Origin of the sequence: Planomonospora sp. ID67723 (genome assembly GCF_015711605.1) — a bacterium.
Lineage (GTDB): Bacteria > Actinomycetota > Actinomycetes > Streptosporangiales > Streptosporangiaceae > Planomonospora_A.
The window spans coordinates 1-22,828 of sequence record NZ_JABTEZ010000003.1 but is presented as its reverse complement, the minus strand read 5'-3'; the positions used below and the strand labels follow the sequence as shown (position 1 = coordinate 22,828).

Sequence of the window (22,828 nt, the reverse complement as noted above, 5' to 3'; positions counted from 1 at the left end):
CTGGTCGAACCGGGCGGAACGTCGGGGTGCCGGCGCGACCGGAGCGCGCCGGCGTTCACCGGAACCGACCATGCCGTGCCCCGCGGCCCTTGCCTGCCACGGGGCACCGGCTAGTCGGCCGGCTTGGCCTTGCGGGAGCGTCTCCGCCCCCGGCCGGAAGCCTGTGCGGCTTGCGCGTCCTCATCCGGGACGTCGGCAAGCGCATCTGTGACCGTATCACGCCCGGACTGGTCACCGGCCGCGACGGCACTGCCGGCCTCCTTGCCGATCTTGTCCGCCACCGCCTTCTCCACGGCCATCTTGCCCTGGGTGCCGCGCGGCTCCGGCTTGCCCTCGACCGGCTCCGCCGAGATGTGCAGGCCTCGGCCGTTGCAGCACTCGCAGACGTTCGAGAACGCCTCCAGGAGGCCCTGTCCGACCCGCTTGCGGGTCATCTGGACCAGACCGAGGGAGGTGACCTCGGCGACCTGGTGCTTGGTGCGGTCGCGGGCCAGGCACTCCAGCAGCCGCCGGAGCACCAGGTCGCGGTTGCTCTCCAGCACCATGTCGATGAAGTCGATGACGATGATGCCGCCGATGTCCCGCAACCTGAGCTGGCGGACGATCTCCTCGGCCGCCTCCAGGTTGTTGCGGGTGACGGTCTCCTCGAGGTTGCCGCCCTGCCCGGTGAACTTGCCGGTGTTGACGTCGACGACGGTCATCGCCTCGGTCCGGTCGATCACCAGCGAGCCGCCGCTGGGCAGCCAGACCTTGCGCTCCATCGCCTTGGCGATCTGCTCGTCGATCCGGTAGGCGGCGAAGACGTCGCCGTCCTCGTCCCACCGGGTCAGCCGCTCGGCCAGATGCGGGGCCACGTAGCGGACGTACTCGTCCACCGTGTTCCACACCTCGTCACCCTGGACGACCAGCGAGGCGAAGTCCTCGTTGAACACGTCGCGGACCACCCGGACGGTCATGTCGGGCTCGGCGGACAGCAGCTCCGGCGCGCTGGCCGACTTGGCCTTGCGCTGGATGTTCTCCCACTGGGCCGACAGCCGGGCCACGTCGCGGCCGAGCTCCTCCTCCGACGCGCCCTCGGCCGCCGTGCGGACGATCACGCCGGCGTTCTCCGGCATGACCTTCTTCAGGATGCCCTTGAGCCGGGTGCGCTCCTTGTCGGGGAGCTTGCGGCTGATCCCGGTCATCGAGCCGTCGGGCACGTAGACCAGGTAGCGACCGGGAAGGCTGACCTGGGAGGTCAGGCGGGCGCCCTTGTGCCCCATCGGGTCCTTGGTCACCTGGACGAGCACCGACTGCCCCGACTTCAGGGCCACCTCGATCCGCTTGGGCTGCCCCTCCAGGCCGGCGGTGTCGAAGTTGACCTCACCGGCGTACAGCACCGCGTTGCGGCCCTTGCCGATGTCGACGAACGCCGCCTCCATGCTCGGCAGGACGTTCTGCACCTTGCCGAGGTAGACGTTGCCCACGTAGGACTGGCTCGCCTCGCGGTCCACGTAGTGCTCGACGAGGACGTCGTCCTCCAGCACCGCGATCTGGGTGCGGCCACCGGTGCGGCGGACCACCATCATGCGCTCGACGGACTCCCGGCGGGCCAGGAACTCCGACTCGGTGATGATCGGCGGGCGCCGGCGGCCCAGCTCGCGGCCCTCCCTGCGGCGCTGCTTCTTGGCCTCCAGCCGGGTCGAGCCGCGCACGCTCTGCACCTCGTCCATCGAGGTGCCGCGCCCGGCGCGGGGAGCGCGGATGCGCACCACGGTGTTCGGCGGGTCGTCCTGGATCTCGGCGACGTCGTCGGTGCCCCTGCGGCGGCGCCGGCGGCGGCGGCGCGAGCTGCCGGCCTCCCCGGCCTCGTCTTCCTGCCCGGGCTCGGCGGCCTCCTCCTCGCCCTGCTCGGCCTCGCCGTCCTCGGCCTCGTCCAGCTCGCGGCCCTTGCCCCGGCCGCGGCCGCCCCTGCGGCGGCGCCGGCGGCGTCCGCCGGCCTCGTCGCCCTCGGCCTCGTCGATCTCCTCGTCCTCGGGCTCCTCCTCGGCCTCGGTCTCGGCCTCGACGGGCTCGGGCTGGCGCTCCACGCGCTCTGCGGCGGGGCGGGACGGCGACTCGGCCCGGTACGGGTCGGGAGCCTGGAACAGCGGCTGGAACACCGCCGCGGGCGCCTGGAAGGTCACCGAGGGCACCTCGGCGCGTCCCCGGGAGGACAACCCGAACGGGTCGGCGAACAGGTCGTCCGGATCCTCGACGACCTCCTCACCGCCGGGTTCGTCGTCCAGCGGCTCGTCGGCGGGCATCGCCAGCAGCAGCGCCGCCGCGACCTCCTCGGCCTCGGCGGTGGACAGGTCCAGGGACGGTTCGAGCGCGAACGGCTCCGCTACGGGCCGCGCGTCCTCCTCGGTCTCCTGGACGGCCTTCTTGCGTGTGCGGGTCCGCTTTACGGGCGCCGCCGCGGCGGGCTCCGGGGCGGGCTCGGCGACCGGCGCGGGAGCCTCCTCCTGCGCGGGCTGCACGGCGTCCGTCTTCTTGGCACGGCCACGCCGCGTGGTGGCCGTACCGGCCGCGGTGTCCGCGGTGGCCGCCTTGCGCCGGGTGGCGCGCTTGGGAGGCGCCTCCTCCACGGCGGCACCCTCCTGTGCGGGCGCGGCCTCCTGTGCGGGCGCGGCCTGCGCGACCGGCTCAGCGGTCACGACGGCCGGCGCGGGCTCCGGTTCCTCCGGTGGAGGTCCGGCGGGCCGGCTGGCGGATCGCCTGCGGCGTGTCGGCTGAGCAGCCTGTTCCGTTATGTCCCCGGCAGGGCCGTTGGCCCCGACGTTGGGCTCGTTGTCGAGCATGCGGGCGTTCTCCCGTCAGCTCCCGGGCACGTCTCCGCGCCGCGCGGGAGCTCTCGTCTCTCGCTGTCCGCCGGGCCTGAGCCCGGCGCCAAGTCCTATAGGTCGCCGTCGACGTGCTCGCCCACCGGTCCCGTTTCGCCGCCGCGCGTAGCATCGCGGTCAAGGCCGAACGGGTCGGCGGGGCCACCGATGCGCACGTCCAGCGGCCCCTGCGCCAGCCTGGTCACCTCGGGGGGTGACGGCGGCGCGAAGTCGGCCACGAGACGCAATCCGGTGAGGACGTCGTCGGGTCGAACGGCAGGAGTTGCGTGCCGTACAACCATGCGAAGTATGACACATGACTGGCCGGACGCCTGACCTGCTGTTGTCTCTCCTCCTTCGATGGCGTGCAAGTCCAGCACCGCCTCTCGCGCGTCGAAGCGGCGCATTCCCTTCTTGGTCAGGCGCTCGACCTCGATCCGTTCGGCGGCGTTGAAGCTCTCCACCGCCTTCCCCGCCAGGGCCGGATCGGCACCCGGCAGCCGGATCTCCCACGCCGAGCACTCCAGCCGGTCGGCCAGGCTCCCGGCCGTCGCCGCCACGACGTCGAGCACGTCGAGGCCGGGCGGGAGCGAGGAGTCCAGATCGGCGCGAAGCCGGTCGGGATCGCACTCCCGCGTCACGCCGATCTCGAGGTACTCGGCCTCGCTGGCGACCCCGGTCGGGGCGGCCGCCCCCACGTAGGAGATCTTCGGATGCGGTGAGAAGCCCGCGCTGAACGCCACGGGGACATCCGCGCGCCGTACCGCGCGCTCGACGGCCCGGGAGATGTCACGGTGGCTGGTGAAGCGCAGGCGTCCGCGCTTGGCGTAGCGCACGCGCAGGCGCTGCACCACGGGCGCGGGCGGAGGCCCATCGGGAGCGGGTTTCAGAGTGGTGCCGTCCTTTCCGAATCGTGGCCGTCGTCTCGGAGCAGGCCGCGCTCACGCACCGCCCACTATGGACAACCGCCGGTGACGAAGGCTTCTTCCCGGACCAGGGGCGGAGCCCCGGCCCGGGGCTCCGCGCCGGGCCCTACACGACCGTCAGCGGCAGGAGTTTCCGGCCGGTCGGGCCGATCTGGATCTCGGTGCCCATCGTGGGACACACGCCGCAGTCGTAGCACGGGGTCCAGCGGCAGTCCTCGACCTCGACGTCGTTGACCGCGTCCTGCCAGTCCTGCCAGAGCCACTCGCGGTCGAGCCCGGCGTCGAGGTGGTCCCAGGGCAGGACCTCGTTCTCCTCGCGCTCGCGCGTGGTGTACCAGTCGACGTCCACCCCGGCCTTGGCCGCGGCGTCCATCCAGCGCTGGTAGGAGAAGTGCTCGCTCCAGCCGTCGAACCGGCCGCCGTCCTCCCACACCGCGCGGATGACCCGGCCCACCCGGCGGTCGCCCCGCGACAGCAGGCCCTCCACGATCGAGGGTTTGCCGTCGTGGTAGCGCAGGCCGATGGCCCGGCCGTACTCCTTGTCGCCGCGCAGCGCGTCCTTGAGGGCCTTGAGCCGGCGGTCCACCGTCTCGTGGTCGGCCTGGGCCGCCCACTGGAACGGCGTGTGCGGCTTGGGCACGAACCCGCCGATGGAGACCGTGCAGCGGATGTCGCGCGACCCGGTCGCCTCCCGGCCCGCCTGGATGACCTTCTTCGCCAGGTCGGCGATGCCGAGCACGTCGGCGTCCTCCTCGGTGGGCAGGCCGCACATGAAGTAGAGCTTCACCTGCCGCCAGCCCTGGGTGTAGGCCGTGGTGACGGTCCGGATCAGGTCCTCCTCGGTGACCATCTTGTTGATCACCTTGCGCATGCGCTCGGAACCGCCCTCCGGGGCGAACGTGAGACCGGACCGGCGGCCGTTGCGGGAGAACTCGTTGGCCAGATCGATGTTGAAGGCGTCGACCCGGGTCGAGGGCAGCGAAAGCGAGGTGTTGGTGCCCTCGTAGCGGTCGGCCAGCCCCTTGGCGATGTCGCCGATCTCGGAGTGGTCGGCGCTGGACAGCGAGAGGAGCCCGACCTCGTTGAAGCCGGACGCCTTGACGCCCGCCTCGACCATGTCGCCGATCGTGGTGATCGACCGCTCCCGCACCGGACGGGTGATCATCCCGGCCTGGCAGAAGCGGCAGCCCCGGGTGCAGCCCCGGAAGATCTCCACGCTGAACCGCTCGTGCACGGTCTCGGCCAGCGGGACCAGCGGCTTCTTCGGATAGGGCCACTCGTCCAGGTCCATGACCGTGTGCTTGTGCACCCGCCACGGCACGCCCGACCGGTTCGGCGCGACGCGCTGGATCCGGCCGTCGGCGTGGTAGTCGACGTCGTAGAACCTGGGGACGTAGACCCCACCGGACTCGGCGAGCCGCATGAGCAGCTCGTCGCGTCCGCCGGGCGAGCCCTCGGCCTTCCACTCGCGGATGACCTCGGTGATCGCGATGGCGATCTGCTCCCCGTCGCCCAGCACCGCGGCGTCGAGGAAGTCGGCGATCGGCTCGGGGTTGAAGGCCGCGTGGCCGCCCGCGAGCACGATCGGATCGTCGTCACCGCGCTCGGCGGCCTCCAGCGGGATGCCCGCCAGGTCCAGCGCGGTGAGCATGTTGGTGTAGCCCAGCTCGGTCGAGAAAGAGAGGCCCAGCACGTCGAAGGCCCGCACCGGCCGGTGCGCGTCGACCGTGAACTGCGGGACGCCCTCGGCGCGCATGAGTGCTTCCATGTCGGGCCAGACCGCGTAGGTCCGCTCGGCGAGCGTCTCCGGCAGCTCGTTGAGGATCTCGTAGAGGATCTGGACGCCCTGGTTGGGCAGACCCACCTCGTAGGCGTCGGGGTACATCAGAGCCCAACGGACCGTGGCCTCGTCCCAGTCCTTGACGGTCGAGTTGAGCTCACCCCCGACGTACTGGATCGGCTTGCTCACCTTGGGCAGCAGCGCTTCCAGGCGGGGAAACAAGGACTCAACAGACATGTGTTCAAGGGTATCCGCTAAAACGGATGCCACAGGCGGTCGTCACCCGCTCGCAGGGAGTCAAGCCGGTGCCGCAGCTCCCCCGCGGCCGCCTCGTCGCGGTGGGCGTTGCGCAGCACCGCCGTGAGGGTCTGCAGCTCCCGCATGTCGCGCATCACCGGGTAGCCCTCCCAGGCGGTCAGGTCGTGGCCGTACGCCCGGCTGAAACCGGCCCGCTGCTGCTCGGTCAGCCCGAACCGCACACCCTGCAGCGTGGGGATCAGGTCGGTCTCCCTGGGGCCCGCGCACACCGAGTCCCAGTCGCACAGCAGCAGCCCGCCCGCGGTCCTGATCAGGTTGCCCCGGTGCGCGTCGCCGTGGACGAGCCCGTACGGCAGGGCGAACCGCACCCGCTCGTAGTAGGCCTCCGCGAGCTCGTCGCAGCGGCGCAGCAGCCAGGCGCGGTCGTCCTCGCCGAGCAGGCGCCCGGCGTCGATCGCCCGCCGCACCGGTCCGAACGGGTCGTGGGTCGGCAGCTCGAACGGGACCGGCGGCAGCTCGTGCAGCAGCCGCAGCAGCGAGCCGAGCTCCGCCGGCTCCGGTGCCGGCCCGACGTGCTCCTCGTGGTGCCAGAAGGTCACCAGGAACCCCCCGGCGGCGACCGGCTGCCTGACCTCCAGCGGCCGGACCGTGGGAAAGCCCTGCTCGGCGAGCCAGCGGGTGACCCGGACCGAGGTCGTCAGCCGGTCGTACTTGCCCGGCGCCGCCGCCTGCGCCAGCCGTACCACCACCCCTTCGGCGGGCAGGTGGTAGACGGCGTTGGCGAAGTCCCGCAGCAGGGTGACGTCCCCCGTGCCCAGCCCCGCCTGCCCGCATGCCAGGCGGAGCGCGGCGCCCGTCCGGCCGAGGAGTTCCCCTTCGGCGGCGATCGTCATGTCATCGGTTCCTCTCGGAGATCGCGTGCCGGGCCTGCTGCGGCAGGCCCACGGCGCAGAAACTCTCGATCTGCCGCGCGATGCGCTCCCCGCCCCGCTGGGCGGAGACCAGCGCGCGACCGGTGTCCAGGGTGGCGCCCAGACTGCTGATCCGCCGGTCGGGCGGGAGCGCGAGGATGGGCTCCATCGCCTCCTCCGCGCCGGCCGGGTCGCCCTCCATCAGGTGGGCGACCACCAGGTGGGCGCCGGCCATGGACTCGCAGCCGTAGGAGCGGTTCTCCGGCTCCCCCGCGGCGTAGAGGGACAGCGAGTCCCGGGCCGCCTCGATGGCCCGCCCCGGGTCGCCCAGGTGCAGCTGGGTGACCGCCGCGTAGTAGCGCTCCTTGGCCGGGCGGAAGGCGAACTCCCCGCCGATCTCGTCGTGCAGTTCGTCCCTCCCGGCCGTGCGGGCGTCCTGGGCGCGGGCGAGCGCCTCGGCGGCCTCGCGGGTGCGGCCCAGCATCGCGTAGGACCGTGCCCGCAGCATGTGCAGCCGGGTCGCGCCGGAGCCGGCGTGCAGATGGGTCAGGCCCTCCTCGGCGTATCGGGCCGCGTCGCCGTAGCGCTTGTCCCACAGGGCCACCGAGGACTGCATGCCCCGTGCCCAGCCCATCAGCGCCGGGTGCCCGGCGACCTTGCCGTAGGTCCAGGCCGCCCGGGCGAGGGTGTCGGCGGGGATCAGGCGATCCATGTCCATGCTGACGTTGGCCATCAGCCCGCACAACGCGCCGGTCAGGAAGTAGAGCTCTCTGGCCTGCTGCGGATGGATGCGTTTGTCCAGCGCCCTGCGGGTGCGCTCCTGCAGCTCCCGCATCTCCACGAACAACGGCAGCGGGGCCTCGGAGACGTACCGCTTGCCCACCCAGATCACCTGGGTGCGCAGCCGCTCCAGCGCGCCGGAACCCAGCTCGCTGGCTTCGGCCTGCTCGGCGTGGCTGCCCGCCTCGTCCGCGGCCGTGGCGATCAGGTCCAGCGCGGGCGGGGCGGTGCGCAGCCCCTCGGGCGTGTAGTCCTGGGCGAAGCCGAGCTGGACCGGCCCGGTCTCGAACAGGCGGCAGAGCAGGTCGGTGTAGTCGCGGTCGGGCCGCGAGCCCGCCTCCCACTCCCGCCAGGAACGCTCGCTGAGCCCGCGCCGTTTGATCCGCTGCCGGTCGCACATGGCGTGGAAGTGCTCGATGGCCTCCTCCACCGTCCAGCCGTGCGCCAGCCTCCAGCACTTGAACCTGGTCTGCTGGGGGGCGCAGGCGTGGATCTCGTCCACCATCCGCTGGATGACGGCCACGGACGGCGGGCCCTGCAGCGCGGCCAGCGTGCGGTTGCGGATGATGGTCGCGTAGGCCAGCGTGGCGCGGTCGCCGCCGCGGGAACTCTGGGTCATCGGCTCTCCCGGCCGTCGTTGCGGGGGGTCGTCTTCACGCGGCGCTCCGGCGTCTCCACGGGAAAAGGGGAATGTCTCCACGCTAGTGTCCCGGCGGGCGCCGGGTGGACTGAGAACCCGTCTCCTCCTGCGGAGGGCGGTCCTCGGGCGGTCGCACGGGGACCGCTCCGTCACGAAGGGGCGCCGTCCTGGCGGAAGGGCACGACCGTCCCGCCGTTGCGGAGCTGGGCCAGGAAGAGCTGCCCGCACAGGCTGCTCGGGGTCTCGGCGAACCAGACCGCCGGCGGGCTGCCCGCCGAGACCGCCGCCCACCTTCCCTTGCTGAACACGATCCGGTAGTCGGGGAACGCGGTGCGCAACAGCTCAAGCGCGCGCTGCCGCTCGGCGAGCTCCGATATCACGGCCCCTCCGTCATCGTGAGTTCCGGCTTCGTTCCCAGAATGTTCGCTTGACGGGGAAAAGGCCAGTGAGAGCCGGGGACCGCGCACATGCGGACGGCTCTCATGTAACGGAGCCGCCCTGCCGTACGGCGGGCAGGCTAGAACCGGTGCTCGTGCATGTGGATCGCCTGGAGGATCCCGACGGCGATCATGTTGGCGAAGGTCGCGGTGCCGCCGTAGGAGACGAACGGCAGCGGGAGGCCGGTGATCGGCATGACCCCGATCGTCATGCCGACGTTGATGAGGACCTGGAAGCCCAGCCAGCACACGATCGTGCCGGCCACCAGCATGCCGAACCGGTTCTCGCACAGCCGGGCGATCCGCAGGCCCCGCAGCAGCACCACCCCGAGCAGCACCACCACGGTGACCGAGCCCAGGAACCCGAACTCCTCGCCCGCCACGGTGAAGACGAAGTCGGTGTGCTGCTCGGGCACGAACCGGCCCATGGTCTGTCCCCCGCCGAACAGCCCTTTTCCGAACAGCTGCCCCGAGCCGACGGCGTTCACCGACTGGGTGCTGTTGTAGCCGACGCCTCGCGGGTCGGTGGAGGGGTCGACGAAGGCGGTGAACCGGGCGACCTGGTACGGCTCCAGCACGTCGAGGAACCACACGGCCGCTCCCCCGGCTGCCACGGCGGCGGCCAGGGCGACGACCCAGCGCTTGCGGATTCCGCTGAGGATCAACGCGCCCGCCGTGATCACGCCCAGGACCATCGTGGTGCCGAAGTCGGGCTGCGCCATGACCAGGCCCATGGTGAGCCCGGCCACCCCCAGCGCGATCACCACGTCCAGCCCGCGGGGCCGGTCGCTTCCCACCGCGGGCTGGGCCAGCAGCATGGAGAGCGCGAGCACCAGGCCGAGCTTGGCGAACTCCGAGGGCTGCAGGGCGAACCCGCCGCCCAGCATGATCCAGGAATGGGCTCCGTTGACCTCCGACCCGACCGGCGTTATCACCAGGACCAGGCCGAGCGCGGCGGCGCCGTACACCAGCGGTGAGTAGGCCCGCAGCGCCCGGTGGTCCACCGTGGCCGCCGCGACGGCCAGCGCGGTCCCGATGCCGAGGTTGAGCAGGTGCTTCTTGAGCAGGCCCGTGCTGCCGGGCGCCCACGTCCTGGTGGACGACCAGATCAGCAGCGTGCCGATCATGGCGAGCGCGGCCACCGCGACCACCAGCGGGCCGTCCATCCGCCACACCGGCGAGGAGGCTCCCGCCAGCCCGCGGGTGCGGAACCGGCGCGGCGGGAAGTTCATCCGGATCACCGGACCTTCCCCCGTCCCGCCTTGACCTTCCGGACGACCGTGCCGTCCGGCCCGATCACCGGGGGCGCGGCCGCGGGCGCCCAGCCCGGCAGCGCCGCCGGAGCCCGCTTGCCCTCGGGTGTGAACCCGTAGATGCCCTCGTAGATCTTCCGTACGGCCGGGGCCGCGGCCTCGCTGCCCAAGCCGCCCTGGGAGACCATGACGACGACCACGAACCGGGGGTCGTGCACCGGCGCGAACGAGGCGAACCAGGAGGTGTCCGCCTTGCCGTACACCTCGGCGGTGCCGGTCTTGCCGCCGATCTTCACCTTCTTCATGGGGAAGCCGAGGAACGCCCCGGCCGCTGTGCCGTCGGCGGTGACCTGGCTCAGCGCCCGCTTGATATAGGCCCGTTCGGCAGGGGAGATCGGCAGCTTACCCGTGACCGGCGGCTCGATCTCCCTGACCTTGGTGCCGTCCGGCCGGACCAGCATCCAGCCCACCCGGGGGCTGCGCAGCCTGCCGTCGGTGACCAGCGCCGCGTAGGCCGCGGCGAGCTGGATCGGCGTCACCAGCACGTCGCCCTGGCCGATGGAGAAGTTGGCCGCGTCACCGGGGCGCAGCTGGTCGCCCTCCTGGCAGTTGTCGCGCGCCAGCGCCTTGAGGAAGGCGGCCCGGCCGGCGTCGGTCCTGGCGACCTCCGGATAGCCGGTCCTGGCGCGCCTGCAGTTTTCCTCCTTGGTGGCGACCCACGTCTCCTTCTTCCAGGCCCGGTCCGGGATCCTGCCGGGAGACTCGCCCGGCAGGTCGATGCCGGTCGGGCGGCCGAAGCCGAAGGCCCGCGCCGTGTTCGCCATGATCTCCTTGGGTTTGCCCCTGGGCTTGCGGCCGCCGTCGCGCGTGTACTGCTCGAAGGCGGCCCGGTAGAAGATCGTGTCGCACGACTTCACCAGGGCCGTGTGCAGGCTCAGCACGCCCAGCGCCCGGCCGCGGAAGTTGTTGAACGACCGGCCGCCGACCATGAAGGAGCCGGGGCAGTTGTAGCGGCCGTCGATCGGGTAGCCGGCCCGCAGCATCGCCGCGACCGACGACATCTTGAACGTCGAACCGGGCGCGAACTCCCCCTTGATGGCCCGCGACACCAGCGGCTGGCCCGACCTCTTCGACAGCAGACGCCGGTAGTCCTCCTCCTCGATGCCGCCGGTCCAGACCCCCGGGTCGTAGGTCGGCGCGCTGGCGATCGCGACGACCCGGCCGCTCCTCGCGTCCAGCACCACTCCTGCGGCCCCGTCGGCCTGCGGCGCGGCCTCCATCGCCTCGGCTATCGCCTTCTCCGTCACGGCCTGCACCCTGGCGTCGATGCTGGTGATGAGCATGTCCCCGGGCCTGGCCGCCACCTGCTCCTCCGTCCCGAGCACCCGGCCCAGCCGGTCCACCTGCACCCGCTTGCGCCCCGGCGTGCCGCGCAGCTCCCGGTCGTAGACCGACTCCAGGCCGTCCCGGCCCGACACGTCCACCCCCGAGAACTCCGCCTTGAACCCCTCGCGCCTCTCCAGCTCCTCCTTCGTGACCGGCTGCAGGTAACCCAGCGCCTGCACCCCCGCGCTCCGGCCCGGATGATCCCGTACGGCCTGCACGCTGGTGACGATCCCGGGGAACCTCTCCTGCCGCTCCATGATCTGCAGGGCCTCACGGGTGCTGACGTCGCCGTCGACCGGGACCGGCTGGTGCGGCGAGCCGGCCCAGCACGGCTTGGAGACCGTGGGGCCGCACGGCCGGATCCGCCGGGTCAGGTCCGCCGGGTTCCGGCCGAGCACGGCACCCAGCCGCGCCATCACGGCCTTGCCCCCGTCCTTCATCTTGACCAGGGCCGTACGGTCCACCGAGACCACCAGCGCGGTCCGGTTGCGCACCAGCAGCCGTCCCGTCGAGTCGAGGATCTGTCCCCGTACGGCGGGCACCACGACGTCGCGCGTGCGCGTCTCGGTCGCCGCCGCCACGTACCGGGGACCGTCCACGACCTGCACCTGCCAGAGCCGCGCGCCGAGCATCACCAGCAGCGCCAGCGTCAGGGCCCGCAGCGCCCGCAGCCGGCTCCTCATGCGGCTCACGAGCGACTCCGCAGGGCGGAGCTCCGCAGGGCGGTGTACCCCGGGCGGGGCACGGGCCGGACCTTGCCCCGGACCAGCCGCGCCACCGTCCACACCACCGGCGGCGCGGCCAGCACGTTGCCGGCCACCGCCGCGGGCAGCAGCTGCCGGAGCGCCTCCGCACCGGCGGGGACCTCCCCCATCAGCCCGCCGACCGCCGCCGCGACCACCGGGCCCGCGACCGCACAGCCCAGCGCCACCACCGGCCCGGCGTCCTCCCGGCTCTCCATCACGCGGCCGGCGACGTACCCGACCAGGCACAGCACCAGCGCGCGCTGGCCCGCCACGTGCGCGGCGGGCGGCAGGATGTCGTCGAGCAGCCCGGCCGCGAAGCCCATGACCGCTCCGGACTCCGCCCCGCAGACCAGCGCGTAGCCCACCACGGCGAGCAGCAGCAGGTCGGGCGCGACCCCGCCGGGCAGTGAGAACCGGTTGACGACCGTCACCTGGAGGATCATCACCACCAAGATCAGGCTCAGGGCCGTCGTGTCACGCCTCGTCATTCAGACTCCCTCTCGTCCCGGAGACTGCGATCGTTTCGGAGCGGCGGGTGTCTTCGAAGGGCCCGATGTCTTCGGAGGGCCCGATGTCTTCGAAGGGCCCGATGTCTTCGAAGGACGGGGCGGCAGGAGCGCGTCGCGCGGATCGCGGCTCGGCGGCTCCGCCACCACCCCCACCACGTCCAGCGCCGTCAGGTCGGCGTACGGCCGCGCGTAGGCGGTCCGGGTCAGCTCCCCCGGCGTCGCCTCCACCCGTTCGATCACCCCGATCGGCACTCCCGCCACGTACGGCGCGCCGCGGTGGGAGCCGAAGCTCACGATCCGCTGACCGGCTTCGAGCGGGGCGGTGGAGTCGAGCAGCCGGAACTGGAGCAGCCGGCCGTGGTCACCCGTCCCGTTCACGATCCCTATCTCGCCGCTGCCCTCCAGGCGGGCGCCGGTCGCCGAGGCGAGGTCGCTGACCAGGACCACGGTCGAGGTGGACGGCCCCACCCGGATCACCCTGCCGACCAGGCCCGCACCGCTCAGCACCGTCATCTCGGGCCTCACCCCGTCGGAGTGGCCGGCGTCCAGCTCGACGGCCTCCTCGAACCCGGGAACGCCGCGCCGGGCGATCACCTGAGCAGGAACGATCTTGTATCCACCGGTCCCCGCGGCGTTCAGCAGCCGGCGCAGCTCATCCGACCTGCGATGGTCCAGGTTCTGCGCCACGAGGCTCTGCCTGAGCCGGTCGTTCTCCCTGCGCAGCTCCTCCTCGCGCCGCTGCGCGCCGGGCGCGTCCAGCAGCGCGTCGACGAACCGGCCCGCCGGCCGCGCCACCCCGGCCCCCAGCTCCTCGACACCGCCGAACACCGCAGCGCCGATCCCCTTGAGCGGGCCGAGGGGCGAGTTCTCTCCCGTCCGGTGGTCCACGGTCATGAGCACCAGTGCCGTGGCCAGCATCAACCCCGTGATCGCCCGTGTCCGGCGTGTGTCCTTCATCAATGCCGTGGCTCCGGCACGAGAACCTGCTGCAGGGCCTCGAAGTCCTCGACGCACTTGCCCGACCCGAGCGCGACCGCGTCGAGCGCGTTGTCCACGCGGTGGATCGGCATCCCGGTCTCGTCTCTGAGCCGCTCGTCCAGACCGGCCAGGAGCGCGCCTCCCCCGGTGATCGCGATGCCCCGGTCCATCAGGTCGCCGGAGAGCTCCGGCGGACACTTGTCCAGTGTGGTCTTGACCGCGTCCACGATCGCGTTCACCGGCTCCTCGGTGGCCGTACGGATCTCGCCCGCCGACACCACCGCCGTCTTCGGCAGACCGCTGACCAGGTCACGGCCCCGGATCTCCGCGTGACCCTCCTCCGGCAACGCGCAGGCCGAGCCGATCGCCATCTTGATCTCCTCGGCGGTGCGCTCGCCGAGCATCAGGGAGTACTCCTTCTTCGCGAAGGTGATGATCGCCTGGTCCAGCTCGTCGCCGCCCACCCGGATCGACTGGCTGGTCACCACGCCGCCCATCGAGATGATGGCGACCTCGGTGGTGCCCCCGCCGATGTCGACCACCATGTTGCCGGTCGGTTCGTGCACCGGGAGGCCTGCCCCGATCGCCGCCGCCATCGGCTCGTCGATGAGGTAGACCCGCCGGGCCCCGGCCTGGTAGCCGGCCTCCTTCACCGCGCGCTGCTCGATGCCGGTGATCCCGCTCGGAGCCGCGATGACGATGCGCGGTTTGGCGAAGGGACGGCGCCGGTGCACCCGCTGGATGAAGTAGCGGAGCATCCGCTCGGTGACGTCGAAGTCGGCGATGACCCCGTTTCTGAGCGGCCGGACGGCCACGACGTTGGCGGGGGTGCGGCCGATCATCCGTTTGGCCTCGATGCCGATGGCCACGATCTTCCCCGTGGTCGTGTTGATCGCCACGACGGACGGTTCGTTGAGGACGACACCGCGGCCTCGCACGTAGACGAGCGTGTTGGCGGTGCCCAGGTCGACCGCCATGTCGCGGCCGAGGAACGCAAGCTTGCTGCCCATGGAAGGCTGCCTTCCTTCCGTCAGGTCATCGGCGAAAACTACGGAACGAATTCGAAGCGTAACCTGGCGTACCCATCTATGGGCATAATGAGCCGTCTCGTCCCATTAAAATCTCCGGTTTCCGGAAACGCGTCGGGCCTCGCCGTCCCCGGGAGGACGGCGAGGCCCGACTGCGCCGGACGACCGGAAGGCCGGACGCCGATGCCGCGGCCGCCACGACTCGCCCGCGGCGGGCGAGGGTGGCCGGACGGGTGCTAGAAGCGGTCCGGGAAGAAGATCTTGATCTCGCGGGCGGCGGACTCGGGAGAGTCGGAGCCGTGGACCACGTTCTCGCCGATCTCCAGGGCGTGGTCACCGCGGATGGTGCCCGGAGCGGACTTGACCGGGTCGGTCAGGCCGGCCAGGGAGCGGAACGCCTCGACGGCGCGGGGGCCCTCGAGCACCATCGCGACCAGCGGGCCGGAGGTGATGAACTCGACCAGCTCGCCGAAGAACGGCCGCTCGGAGTGCTCGGCGTAGTGGGTCTTGGCGGTGTCGGCGTCCAGCGTGCGCAGGTCCATCGCCACGACCTTCAGGCCCTTACGCTCGACGCGGGCGATCACGTCGCCGATGAGACCACGCGCGACGCCGTCGGGCTTGATCAGGACAAGAGTGCGCTCGGACACTGATGTTCTCCTTCGAACATTGATGACTCGCAGACTGCGGTGAACGGGCGAAGTTTACCGTCCTCCACGAGATCCCCCGTGGTCGGCGATCTCACGCGTCGGCCGGCCTGTCCTCACCGGAGTCCTCCGGCGAGGACATGGGCGAGGGCACCGCCGGCGCCTCCTGCTCGGATTCGAGCTTCACTCCCGTTCCCTGCTCCGGCTCGGGTTTCGCTCCCGCGCCCTGCCACGATCCGGGACCCGTCTCCGCTCCCTGCTCCGATGCGGGACCCGGCGTGTCCGCCGCGGCCTTCTCCTCCTCGCCGACGGCCAGGCCTGCGGCGGCCGTACCCGGTGACGCCGCCGCGCGACGGGCGAGGATCGCGCCGATCGTGATCACCACGACCACCAGCGCGCCGCCGACCAGCGCCCAGAAGTGCAGGGCGCTCACGTACGCGTCGACCAGCGCCTGGGCGGACGTGGCCTTCTTCGTGGCCTCGCTGAGGCGCAGGAGCAGGATGCCGCTGCCCAGCATGAAGCCCGCGAGGACACCCGGGAAGAACAGCGACAGCGCGAAGAGCGCGGCGCCCGCGCCCGACGGGCGCAGGGCGGAGGTGAGGGCCGTCGCAGCGCCGACCGCCAGCAGCAGGAACGGGATGATCAGAGCCGGCCCGCCGGCGGCCGGGAGCAGGAACCTGACGGCGCACAGCCCGCCCACAACGACCACGAGACCACCGGCCGCCACCAGGGGCATGACGGCGTCCTTCAGCTGCCCCGCCAGCACGGCCGCGACGAGACCGGCCGCTCCGGCGACCGCGAATGCCGGCCAGAGCCCGGAGAGCCCGGGACCGCCCAGCCCGCCGAGCCCGACATAGGTGACCTGGGCCGCCGTGGGCAGGGTGACCACCCCCACCGCCACCATCGTGTAGGCGAGAGTGCGCCCGTTCATCCCCTCGAAGGTCCCGACGGAGGCGAGTCCCAGCAGCGCGAGGACGGACAGCATCGCCGCGACGACGATGAGCTCCGGCGCCCACTCGAATGTGGCGCCCAGGGCGAGGACCACGATGCCCACGGCCGGCGTGGTGGCCATCAGCAGCCGCCCGCGCTCCGCGGCGCTCGGCCCGGGGCCCGCCGTGGCGCTCTGGCCGCTCCTCAGCCAGAGCACGAGGTAGAGCGCGGCGAGCGCGAGCGCGACACCGGTCAGCATCGGGTACGGCTGGAGCGTGATCCGCCAGGATGTGGCCTCGTCCAGGGGCCACAGGGCCATCGCCTGCGCGGCCAGAAGGCTCACCGCGAGCACGCCCGCCCACACCGCGCGGAGGAACCGGGGCCGTTCCCACACCGCCACCAGCGTGGCGGGGACCAGCAGCCCGGCGCCGATCCCGTGCGCCACGCGGAGGATCCCGACGACCAGCGGGGAGCCGGCGTAGCCGCCGGCCGCGTCGGCGAGCGCCAGCAGCGTGAGCCCGCCGACCAGGATCGGTGCGGCCCGCATGCGGCGCACGGCCACCGCGGCCAGCGGGACGGTCAGCACCATCGCCGGCAGCGCCAGCCCGTGCGCCCTGACCATGTCGATCTGCATGACATCGGGCGGCAGCAGCGCCGACACCACCGAGACGGTGTTGGGGATGGCGACGATCGCCAGTGGAAGCGCCACCGCGACGAGCAGCCCGAGGACGACGTCGAGCGGTAGGGAGGAAGTGAGTGCGCGCGCCGGGACGGTGGACCCTGCGGCCACCGCCTGCGCCGGCTTCATCTGGGGGACGGCCATGTAGGCCGACTTTAGCGGGAAGTCACGCCCTCGACACGGCGAGCGACGAATATCGCCGTAATCCACAGTGCGAGGAAGATCGCGCCGAGGAAGTACATGGTCGGGACCAGCAGCCCCGCGGCGATCGCGAGCACCTGGACGATGCTTCCCGCGACGTAGGCGAAGGGGTGTTTGAGCAGGCCGGCGACCAGAACACAGAGAACCGCCAGGCCGACGCCGACGGCCACCGCCACGGGCGGCTCGACGTCCTGGGTGTTGATCGCCACCGGGGTGGAGAGCCCCACGACGATCGCCTCCATGCCGAGCACGCTGGCGCAGAGCCTCCGCATGCCCGGGGTAACCGTGATCATCTCTTGCCTTCCGCCGTCGTCCGAGTCATCCGGCCGGGTCACTTGACCTCGGTCGCCTTGAGCAGCAGCCGCGCGTCGCCCGCGGTGACCACCGATCCGGTGATCAGCACCCCGGCCCCGCCGAACTCCCCCGCCTCGTCGGCCAGGCCGACGCCGATGTCGATGGCGTCGTCCAGCCGATCGGCCCGGCTCACCCGGTCGGGCCCGAAGACCTCCCGGGCCAGTGCCGCGAGCTCGGCCGGCTCCATGGACCGGGGGGAGGAGTTGCGGGTCACCACGACCTCGTCGAACATCGGCTCCATCAGCTCCAGGATGCCCCGCACGTCCTTGTCCCCGAAGACCGCCACCACGCCGATGAGCCTGGCGAAGCCGAAGGACTCGTGCACGGCTTCCAGCGTGGCCTGGATCCCGCCCGGGTTGTGCGCGGCGTCCACGAGCACGGTGGGACCCCGCCGTACGACCTCCAGCCGTCCCGGCGAACGCACCTGCAGGAAAGCCTGCCGGACCAGCTCGGGATCGAGCGGGTCGTCCCCGGCCGTCAGCGCCTCGGCCGCCGCCAGAGCGCAGGCGGCGTTGCTCGCCTGGTGCGCGCCGTACAGCGGGAGCAGGACCTCCTCGTAGTCAGCCTTGAGACTCTTCAGGTGCAGCAGTTGCCCGCCGATCGCCAGTTCTCTGGCGAGGACTCCGAACTCCAGGCCCTCCCTCGCCACGGTGGCGCCGGTCTCCGCCGCCCTGCGCAGCAGCACCTCGGCCGCGGGGAGCTCCTGCTGGGCCAGCACGACGGTCGCGCCGGGCTTGATGATCCCGGCTTTCTCTCCGGCGATGGTCGCCACGTCGGGTCCGAGGTAGTCGGTGTGGTCCAGGGAGACGGGCGTGATGACCGCCACGGCTCCGTCCGCGACGTTGGTGGCGTCGAAACTGCCGCCCATTCCGGTTTCGATGACCGCGACGTCCACAGGGGTGTCGGCGAAGGCGGCGAAGGCCATCGCGGTGAGGGTCTCGAAGAAGGAGAGCCTCCTGCCCTGGGCGTCGATCATCTCCAGATAGGGGGCGATGTCCTCGTAGACCTCGACGAAGCGCTCCTCGCTCAGCGGGGCCCCGTCGACGCAGATGCGCTCGCGCATGGAGACGAGATGCGGGCTCGTGAACCGGCCGACGCGGAGGTTCCGCTCGCGGAGGATGGTCTCGATCATCCGCGTCGTGCTCGACTTGCCGTTCGTCCCGGCGACGTGGATGACGGGATAGGAGTTCTGAGGGGAACCGAGGACGTCCATGAGAGCGGCGATCCTGTCGAGCGTGGGCTCGAACTTCCACTCGACGCCGCGTTCCATGATTGCCAGCTCAACCGCTCGATAGTCCACGGCTCCAGCCTACTGACCCGCGGGGAGGGTTCCCGCCCGGCCGGTCCTTCCCGCCCCGGCACCAGTCGCCCCCGCAGCGGCATCCCCGCGTGGACGACACGGGCCGTCCCCTGTGCGGCGGTGAAAGATCCCGGCGAGCCCCGGAAGAGAAGGATGCACAAACAAAAAGGGGTACCCCGGCCAGAGCACCCCCACCGCAACGCAACCGATCCTCGCAGAGGGACACCCCTGACAGGGAAAGCACGCCTCCCCGGCGGAGAACCCCGCCCCCCGGGGAAACACACCCGGAAACGTCCCCGGGAAAACACGAAGGCCCCCGCCAAAAGGCGAGGGCCCTCAATGAAAGATTGTCCGGCGGCGACCTACTCTCCCACACCCTCCCGAGTGCAGTACCATCGGCGCTGAAGAGCTTAACTTCCGGGTTCGGAATGTAACCGGGTGTTTCCCCTTCGCCATAACCGCCGTAACCCTATGAAACCATCAAACCCGCACACGAACACACGCGCGGTGTTTGCTGTTTCAGAATCGCATAGTGGACGCGGGCAAGAACCCTGGTTCCGCGCTGCTCCGGACCCGGCGAAGGATACAGAGCGCTGCAGAAACCAAGCATAAACTTTGTGGTCAAGTCCTCGGCCTATTAGTACCGGTCAGCTCCACACATTACTGCGCTTCCACTTCCGGCCTATCAACCCGGTCGTCTACCGGGAGCCTTACCCCCTCACAGGGTGGGAGACCTCATCTCAAGGCGAGCTTCCCGCTTAGATGCTTTCAGCGGTTATCCCTTCCGAACGTAGCCAACCAGCCGTGCTCCTGGCGGAACAACTGGCACACCAGAGGTTCGTCCGTCCCGGTCCTCTCGTACTAGGGACAGCCCCTTTCAAGTCTCCTGCGCGCGCAGCGGATAGGGACCGAACTGTCTCGCGACGTTCTAAACCCAGCTCGCGTACCGCTTTAATGGGCGAACAGCCCAACCCTTGGGACCTACTCCAGCCCCAGGATGCGACGAGCCGACATCGAGGTGCCAAACCATCCCGTCGATATGGACTCTTGGGGAAGATCAGCCTGTTATCCCCGGGGTACCTTTTAGCCGTTGAGCGACGGCGCTTCCACATGCCACCGCCGGATCACTAGTCCCAGCTTTCGCTCCTGCTCGACCCGTCGGTCTCACAGTCAAGCTCCCTTGTGCACTTACACTCGACACCTGATTGCCAACCAGGCTGAGGGAACCTTTGGGCGCCTCCGTTACTCTTTAGGAGGCAACCGCCCCAGTTAAACTACCCACCAGACACTGTCCCTGATCCGGATCACGGACCGAAGTTAGACGTTCAAAACGACCAGAGTGGTATTTCACCAATGACTCCACCCGAACTAGCGTCCGAGCTTCACCGTCTCCCACCTATCCTACACAAGACGCTCCAAACGCCAATGTCAAGCTGTAGTGAAGGTCCCGGGGTCTTTCCGTCCTGCTGCGCGTAACGAGCATCTTTACTCGTAGTGCAATTTCGCCGGGTCTGCGGTTGAGACAGCGGGGAAGTCGTTACGCCATTCGTGCAGGTCGGAACTTACCCGACAAGGAATTTCGCTACCTTAGGATGGTTATAGTTACCACCGCCGTTTACTGGCGCTTAAGTTCTCAGCGTCGCAGGATCCGAAGATCCCGCTAACCGGTCCCCTTAACGTTCCAGCACCGGGCAGGCGTCAGTCCGTATACATCGTCTTACGACTTCGCACGGACCTGTGTTTTTAGTAAACAGTCGCTTCCCCCTGGCCTCTGCGACCCCCACCAGCTCAGAACGCAAAGGTTCGTCACCAGCGAAGGCCCCCCTTCTCCCGAAGTTACGGGGGCAATTTGCCGAGTTCCTTAACCACAGTTCACCCGATCGCCTTGGTATTCTCTACCTGACCACCTGAGTCGGTTTCGGGTACGGGCCGCCATGACACTCACTAGAGGCTTTTCTCGGCAGCATAGGATCACCCACTTCGCCACAATCGGCTCGGCATCACATCTCAGGAACACGAGAGGCGGATTTGCCTACCTCTCTCCCTACATGCTTACCCCAGGACAACCACCGCCTGGGATGGGCTACCTTCCTGCGTCACCCCATCGCTTACCTACTACCAGATCAGGCCGGGCGTTCAGCCTCACCCACACCCCGAAGGGCGTCAGGGGCTTAAGGACCCTTAGTATCACTGGATTCGATATGGGCGCATCACAGCGGGTACGGGAATATCAACCCGTTGTCCATCGACTACGCCTGTCGGCCTCGCCTTAGGTCCCGACTTACCCTGGGCGGATTAGCCTGGCCCAGGAACCCTTGGTCATCCGGCGCAGAAGTTTCTCACTTCTGATTCGCTACTCATGCCTGCATTCTCACTCGCACGGCCTCCACAACTCGATCACTCGGCTGCTTCGCCGGCCGCACGACGCTCCCCTACCCATCCACACACCCAGACAGGAAACCCTGCCAGGCTTAAATGTGTGAATGCCACGACTTCGGCGGTGTACTTGAGCCCCGCTACATTGTCGGCGCGGAATCACTTGACCAGTGAGCTATTACGCACTCTTTCAAGGGTGGCTGCTTCTAAGCCAACCTCCTGGTTGTCACTGCGACTCCACATCCTTTCCCACTTAGCACACGCTTAGGGGCCTTAGTCGGTGGTCTGGGCTGTTTCCCTCTCGACTACGGAGCTTATCCCCCGCAGTCTCACTGCCACGCTCTCACTTACCGGCATTCGGAGTTTGGCTGACGTCAGTAACCTTGTCGGGCCCATCGGCCATCCAGTGCTCTACCTCCGGCAAGAAACACGTGACGCTGCACCTAAATGCATTTCGGGGAGAACCAGCTATCACGGCGATTGCTTGGCCTTTCACCCCTAAACACAGGTCATCCCCCAGGTTTTCAACCCTGGTGGGTTCGGTCCTCCACGCAGGCTTACCCACGCTTCAACCTGCCCATGCCTAGATCACTCCGCTTCGGGTCTACAGCATGCGACTCAAACGCCCTATTCAGACTCGGTTTCCCTACGGCTCCCCCACACGGGTTAACCTCGCCACACACCATAACTCGCAGGCTCATTCTTCAAAAGGCACGCAGTCACATCACAACCACCCGAAGATGGTTACGCTCCTACGGCTTGTAGGCACACGGTTTCAGGTACTATTTCACGACCCCTCACCGGGGCGCTTTTCACCTTTCCCTCACGGTACTAGTTCACTATCGGTCATCAGGGAGTATTTAGGCTTACCAGGTGGTCCTGGCAGATTCACACAGGATTTCTCGGGCCCCGTGCTACTTGGGATCCCCTCCAACAGTCCAACAGGTTTCGCCTACCCGGCTCTCACGGTCTACGGCAGCCCTTCCCAGAGCTTTCGACTACCCACTGGATTTATCACTGTTCACGGTCTCGGCAGAAACCGTAAGAGGGTCCCGCAACCCCGCACACGCAACGCCTGCCGGCTATCACACGCATACGGTTTAGCCTCATCCGCTTTCGCTCACCACTACTCACGGAATCACATGTTGTTTTCTCTTCCTACGGGTACTGAGATGTTTCACTTCCCCGCGTTACCACCAACCGCCCTATACATTCAGGCGGAGGCAACACCCCATGACGGGTGCTGGGTTTCCCCATTCGGACATCCCCGGATCAACGTCTGGTTGGCGACTCCCCGAGGCTTAACGCAGCCTCCCACGTCCTTCATCGGCTCCTGATGCCAAGGCATCCACCGTGTGCCCTAAAAAACTTGGCCACAAAGATGCTCGCGTCCACTATGCAAATCTCAAACAACAAACAGCAACCAGATCAGACCCGCCACCAGACCCCACCCTCACAGGCAAGCGGTATGACAGAAGACCGGTCCCGTCCAGAGGCCCAACAGACCACGAAGCCCACCACACGCAGCGGTGGACTCCGCATCCGGTCCGTTCCCTCAGGACCCAACAGTGTGTCCGGCACCAGCCGAGCCCCTGCAACCAGCGTTCCCACTCCCGCCCCTCCAAAGAGGGCCAGGCGGTACTAGCCGGTCAGCGACCCCGCTGAACCGAGTAGCCAGTGCTCCACTAATGAGCGCGCCGCGCACCAGACGTTCGCTGGTGACCGCGACATGGATCGCCGGACCCACCGTGACAGGTGGTCTCCGATGATCGGTGCTCCTTAGAAAGGAGGTGATCCAGCCGCACCTTCCGGTACGGCTACCTTGTTACGACTTCGTCCCAATCGCCAGCCCCACCTTCGACCGCTCCC

At 69.5% G+C, this 22,828-nt stretch carries 15 protein-coding genes and 3 rRNA genes; all 18 read right to left on the bottom strand.

The window, feature by feature from the left end; genetic code table 11:
• Positions 1-110: 110 nt before the first annotated feature.
• On the bottom strand, positions 111-2,822 hold the full coding sequence (locus tag HS041_RS21745) for an Rne/Rng family ribonuclease (RefSeq protein ID WP_196442657.1): 2,712 nt from the start codon (positions 2,820-2,822) through the stop codon (positions 111-113).
• Between the two features lie 95 nt (positions 2,823-2,917).
• Positions 2,918-3,697 carry a TIGR03936 family radical SAM-associated protein gene (locus HS041_RS21740; protein ID WP_196442656.1) on the bottom strand — a complete coding sequence of 260 codons (780 nt, stop codon included), beginning with the start codon at positions 3,695-3,697 and terminating at the stop codon, positions 2,918-2,920.
• A 178-nt stretch (positions 3,698-3,875) separates the two neighbouring features.
• Complete coding sequence (locus HS041_RS21735) at positions 3,876-5,786, bottom strand: TIGR03960 family B12-binding radical SAM protein (RefSeq protein ID WP_196442655.1); 1,911 nt, start codon at positions 5,784-5,786, stop codon at positions 3,876-3,878.
• A 17-nt stretch (positions 5,787-5,803) separates the two neighbouring features.
• Positions 5,804-6,700, bottom strand: coding sequence for a phosphotransferase family protein (locus HS041_RS21730; protein WP_196442654.1), 897 nt, complete (start codon positions 6,698-6,700; stop codon positions 5,804-5,806).
• 1 nt (position 6,701) lies between these two features.
• Positions 6,702-8,117 (bottom strand): NsdA family TPR-like regulatory protein, encoded by a 1,416-nt coding sequence (locus HS041_RS21725; protein ID WP_196442653.1) that lies wholly within the window; start codon positions 8,115-8,117, stop codon positions 6,702-6,704.
• A 170-nt stretch (positions 8,118-8,287) separates the two neighbouring features.
• The gene (locus HS041_RS21720; RefSeq protein WP_196442652.1) at positions 8,288-8,518 is read right to left on the bottom strand and encodes a hypothetical protein; all 231 of its coding nucleotides are present in this window, start codon (positions 8,516-8,518) and stop codon (positions 8,288-8,290) included.
• Between the two features lie 137 nt (positions 8,519-8,655).
• Complete coding sequence (gene rodA / locus HS041_RS21715) at positions 8,656-9,807, bottom strand: rod shape-determining protein RodA (RefSeq protein WP_196442651.1); 1,152 nt, start codon at positions 9,805-9,807, stop codon at positions 8,656-8,658.
• 5 nt (positions 9,808-9,812) lie between these two features.
• Entirely contained in the window at positions 9,813-11,897 is a 2,085-nt protein-coding gene (mrdA, locus tag HS041_RS21710; protein WP_196443490.1) for a penicillin-binding protein 2, read from the bottom strand.
• A gap of 5 nt (positions 11,898-11,902) precedes the next feature.
• Complete coding sequence (gene mreD / locus HS041_RS21705) at positions 11,903-12,448, bottom strand: rod shape-determining protein MreD (RefSeq protein ID WP_196442650.1); 546 nt, start codon at positions 12,446-12,448, stop codon at positions 11,903-11,905.
• Positions 12,449-13,426 (bottom strand): rod shape-determining protein MreC, encoded by a 978-nt coding sequence (mreC, locus tag HS041_RS21700; RefSeq protein WP_196442649.1) that lies wholly within the window; start codon positions 13,424-13,426, stop codon positions 12,449-12,451.
• Positions 13,426-14,457, bottom strand: a complete 1,032-nt coding sequence (locus tag HS041_RS21695) for a rod shape-determining protein (protein ID WP_196442648.1) — start codon at positions 14,455-14,457, stop codon at positions 13,426-13,428. The genes mreC and HS041_RS21695 overlap by 1 nt, the downstream gene beginning before the upstream one ends.
• A 254-nt stretch (positions 14,458-14,711) precedes the next feature.
• Positions 14,712-15,122 carry a nucleoside-diphosphate kinase gene (gene ndk / locus HS041_RS21690; RefSeq protein WP_196442647.1) on the bottom strand — a complete coding sequence of 137 codons (411 nt, stop codon included), beginning with the start codon at positions 15,120-15,122 and terminating at the stop codon, positions 14,712-14,714.
• A gap of 91 nt (positions 15,123-15,213) precedes the next feature.
• Complete coding sequence (locus tag HS041_RS21685; RefSeq protein ID WP_196442646.1) at positions 15,214-16,872, bottom strand: hypothetical protein; 1,659 nt, start codon at positions 16,870-16,872, stop codon at positions 15,214-15,216.
• Positions 16,873-16,883: 11 nt separating this feature from the next.
• A complete protein-coding gene (locus tag HS041_RS21680; RefSeq protein ID WP_196442645.1) occupies positions 16,884-17,222 on the bottom strand; it encodes a DUF4233 domain-containing protein in 339 nt (112 codons plus the stop codon).
• A 38-nt stretch (positions 17,223-17,260) separates the two neighbouring features.
• Positions 17,261-18,553: a bifunctional folylpolyglutamate synthase/dihydrofolate synthase gene (locus tag HS041_RS21675; protein WP_196443489.1), complete on the bottom strand. Its 1,293-nt coding sequence runs from the start codon at positions 18,551-18,553 to the stop codon at positions 17,261-17,263.
• 379 nt (positions 18,554-18,932) lie between these two features.
• Positions 18,933-19,049: ribosomal RNA gene (gene rrf / locus HS041_RS21670) — 5S ribosomal RNA — on the bottom strand.
• A gap of 151 nt (positions 19,050-19,200) precedes the next feature.
• Positions 19,201-22,334 (bottom strand): 23S ribosomal RNA (locus HS041_RS21665).
• 408 nt (positions 22,335-22,742) lie between these two features.
• Positions 22,743-22,828: ribosomal RNA gene (locus tag HS041_RS21660) — 16S ribosomal RNA — on the bottom strand; the annotation flags it as partial.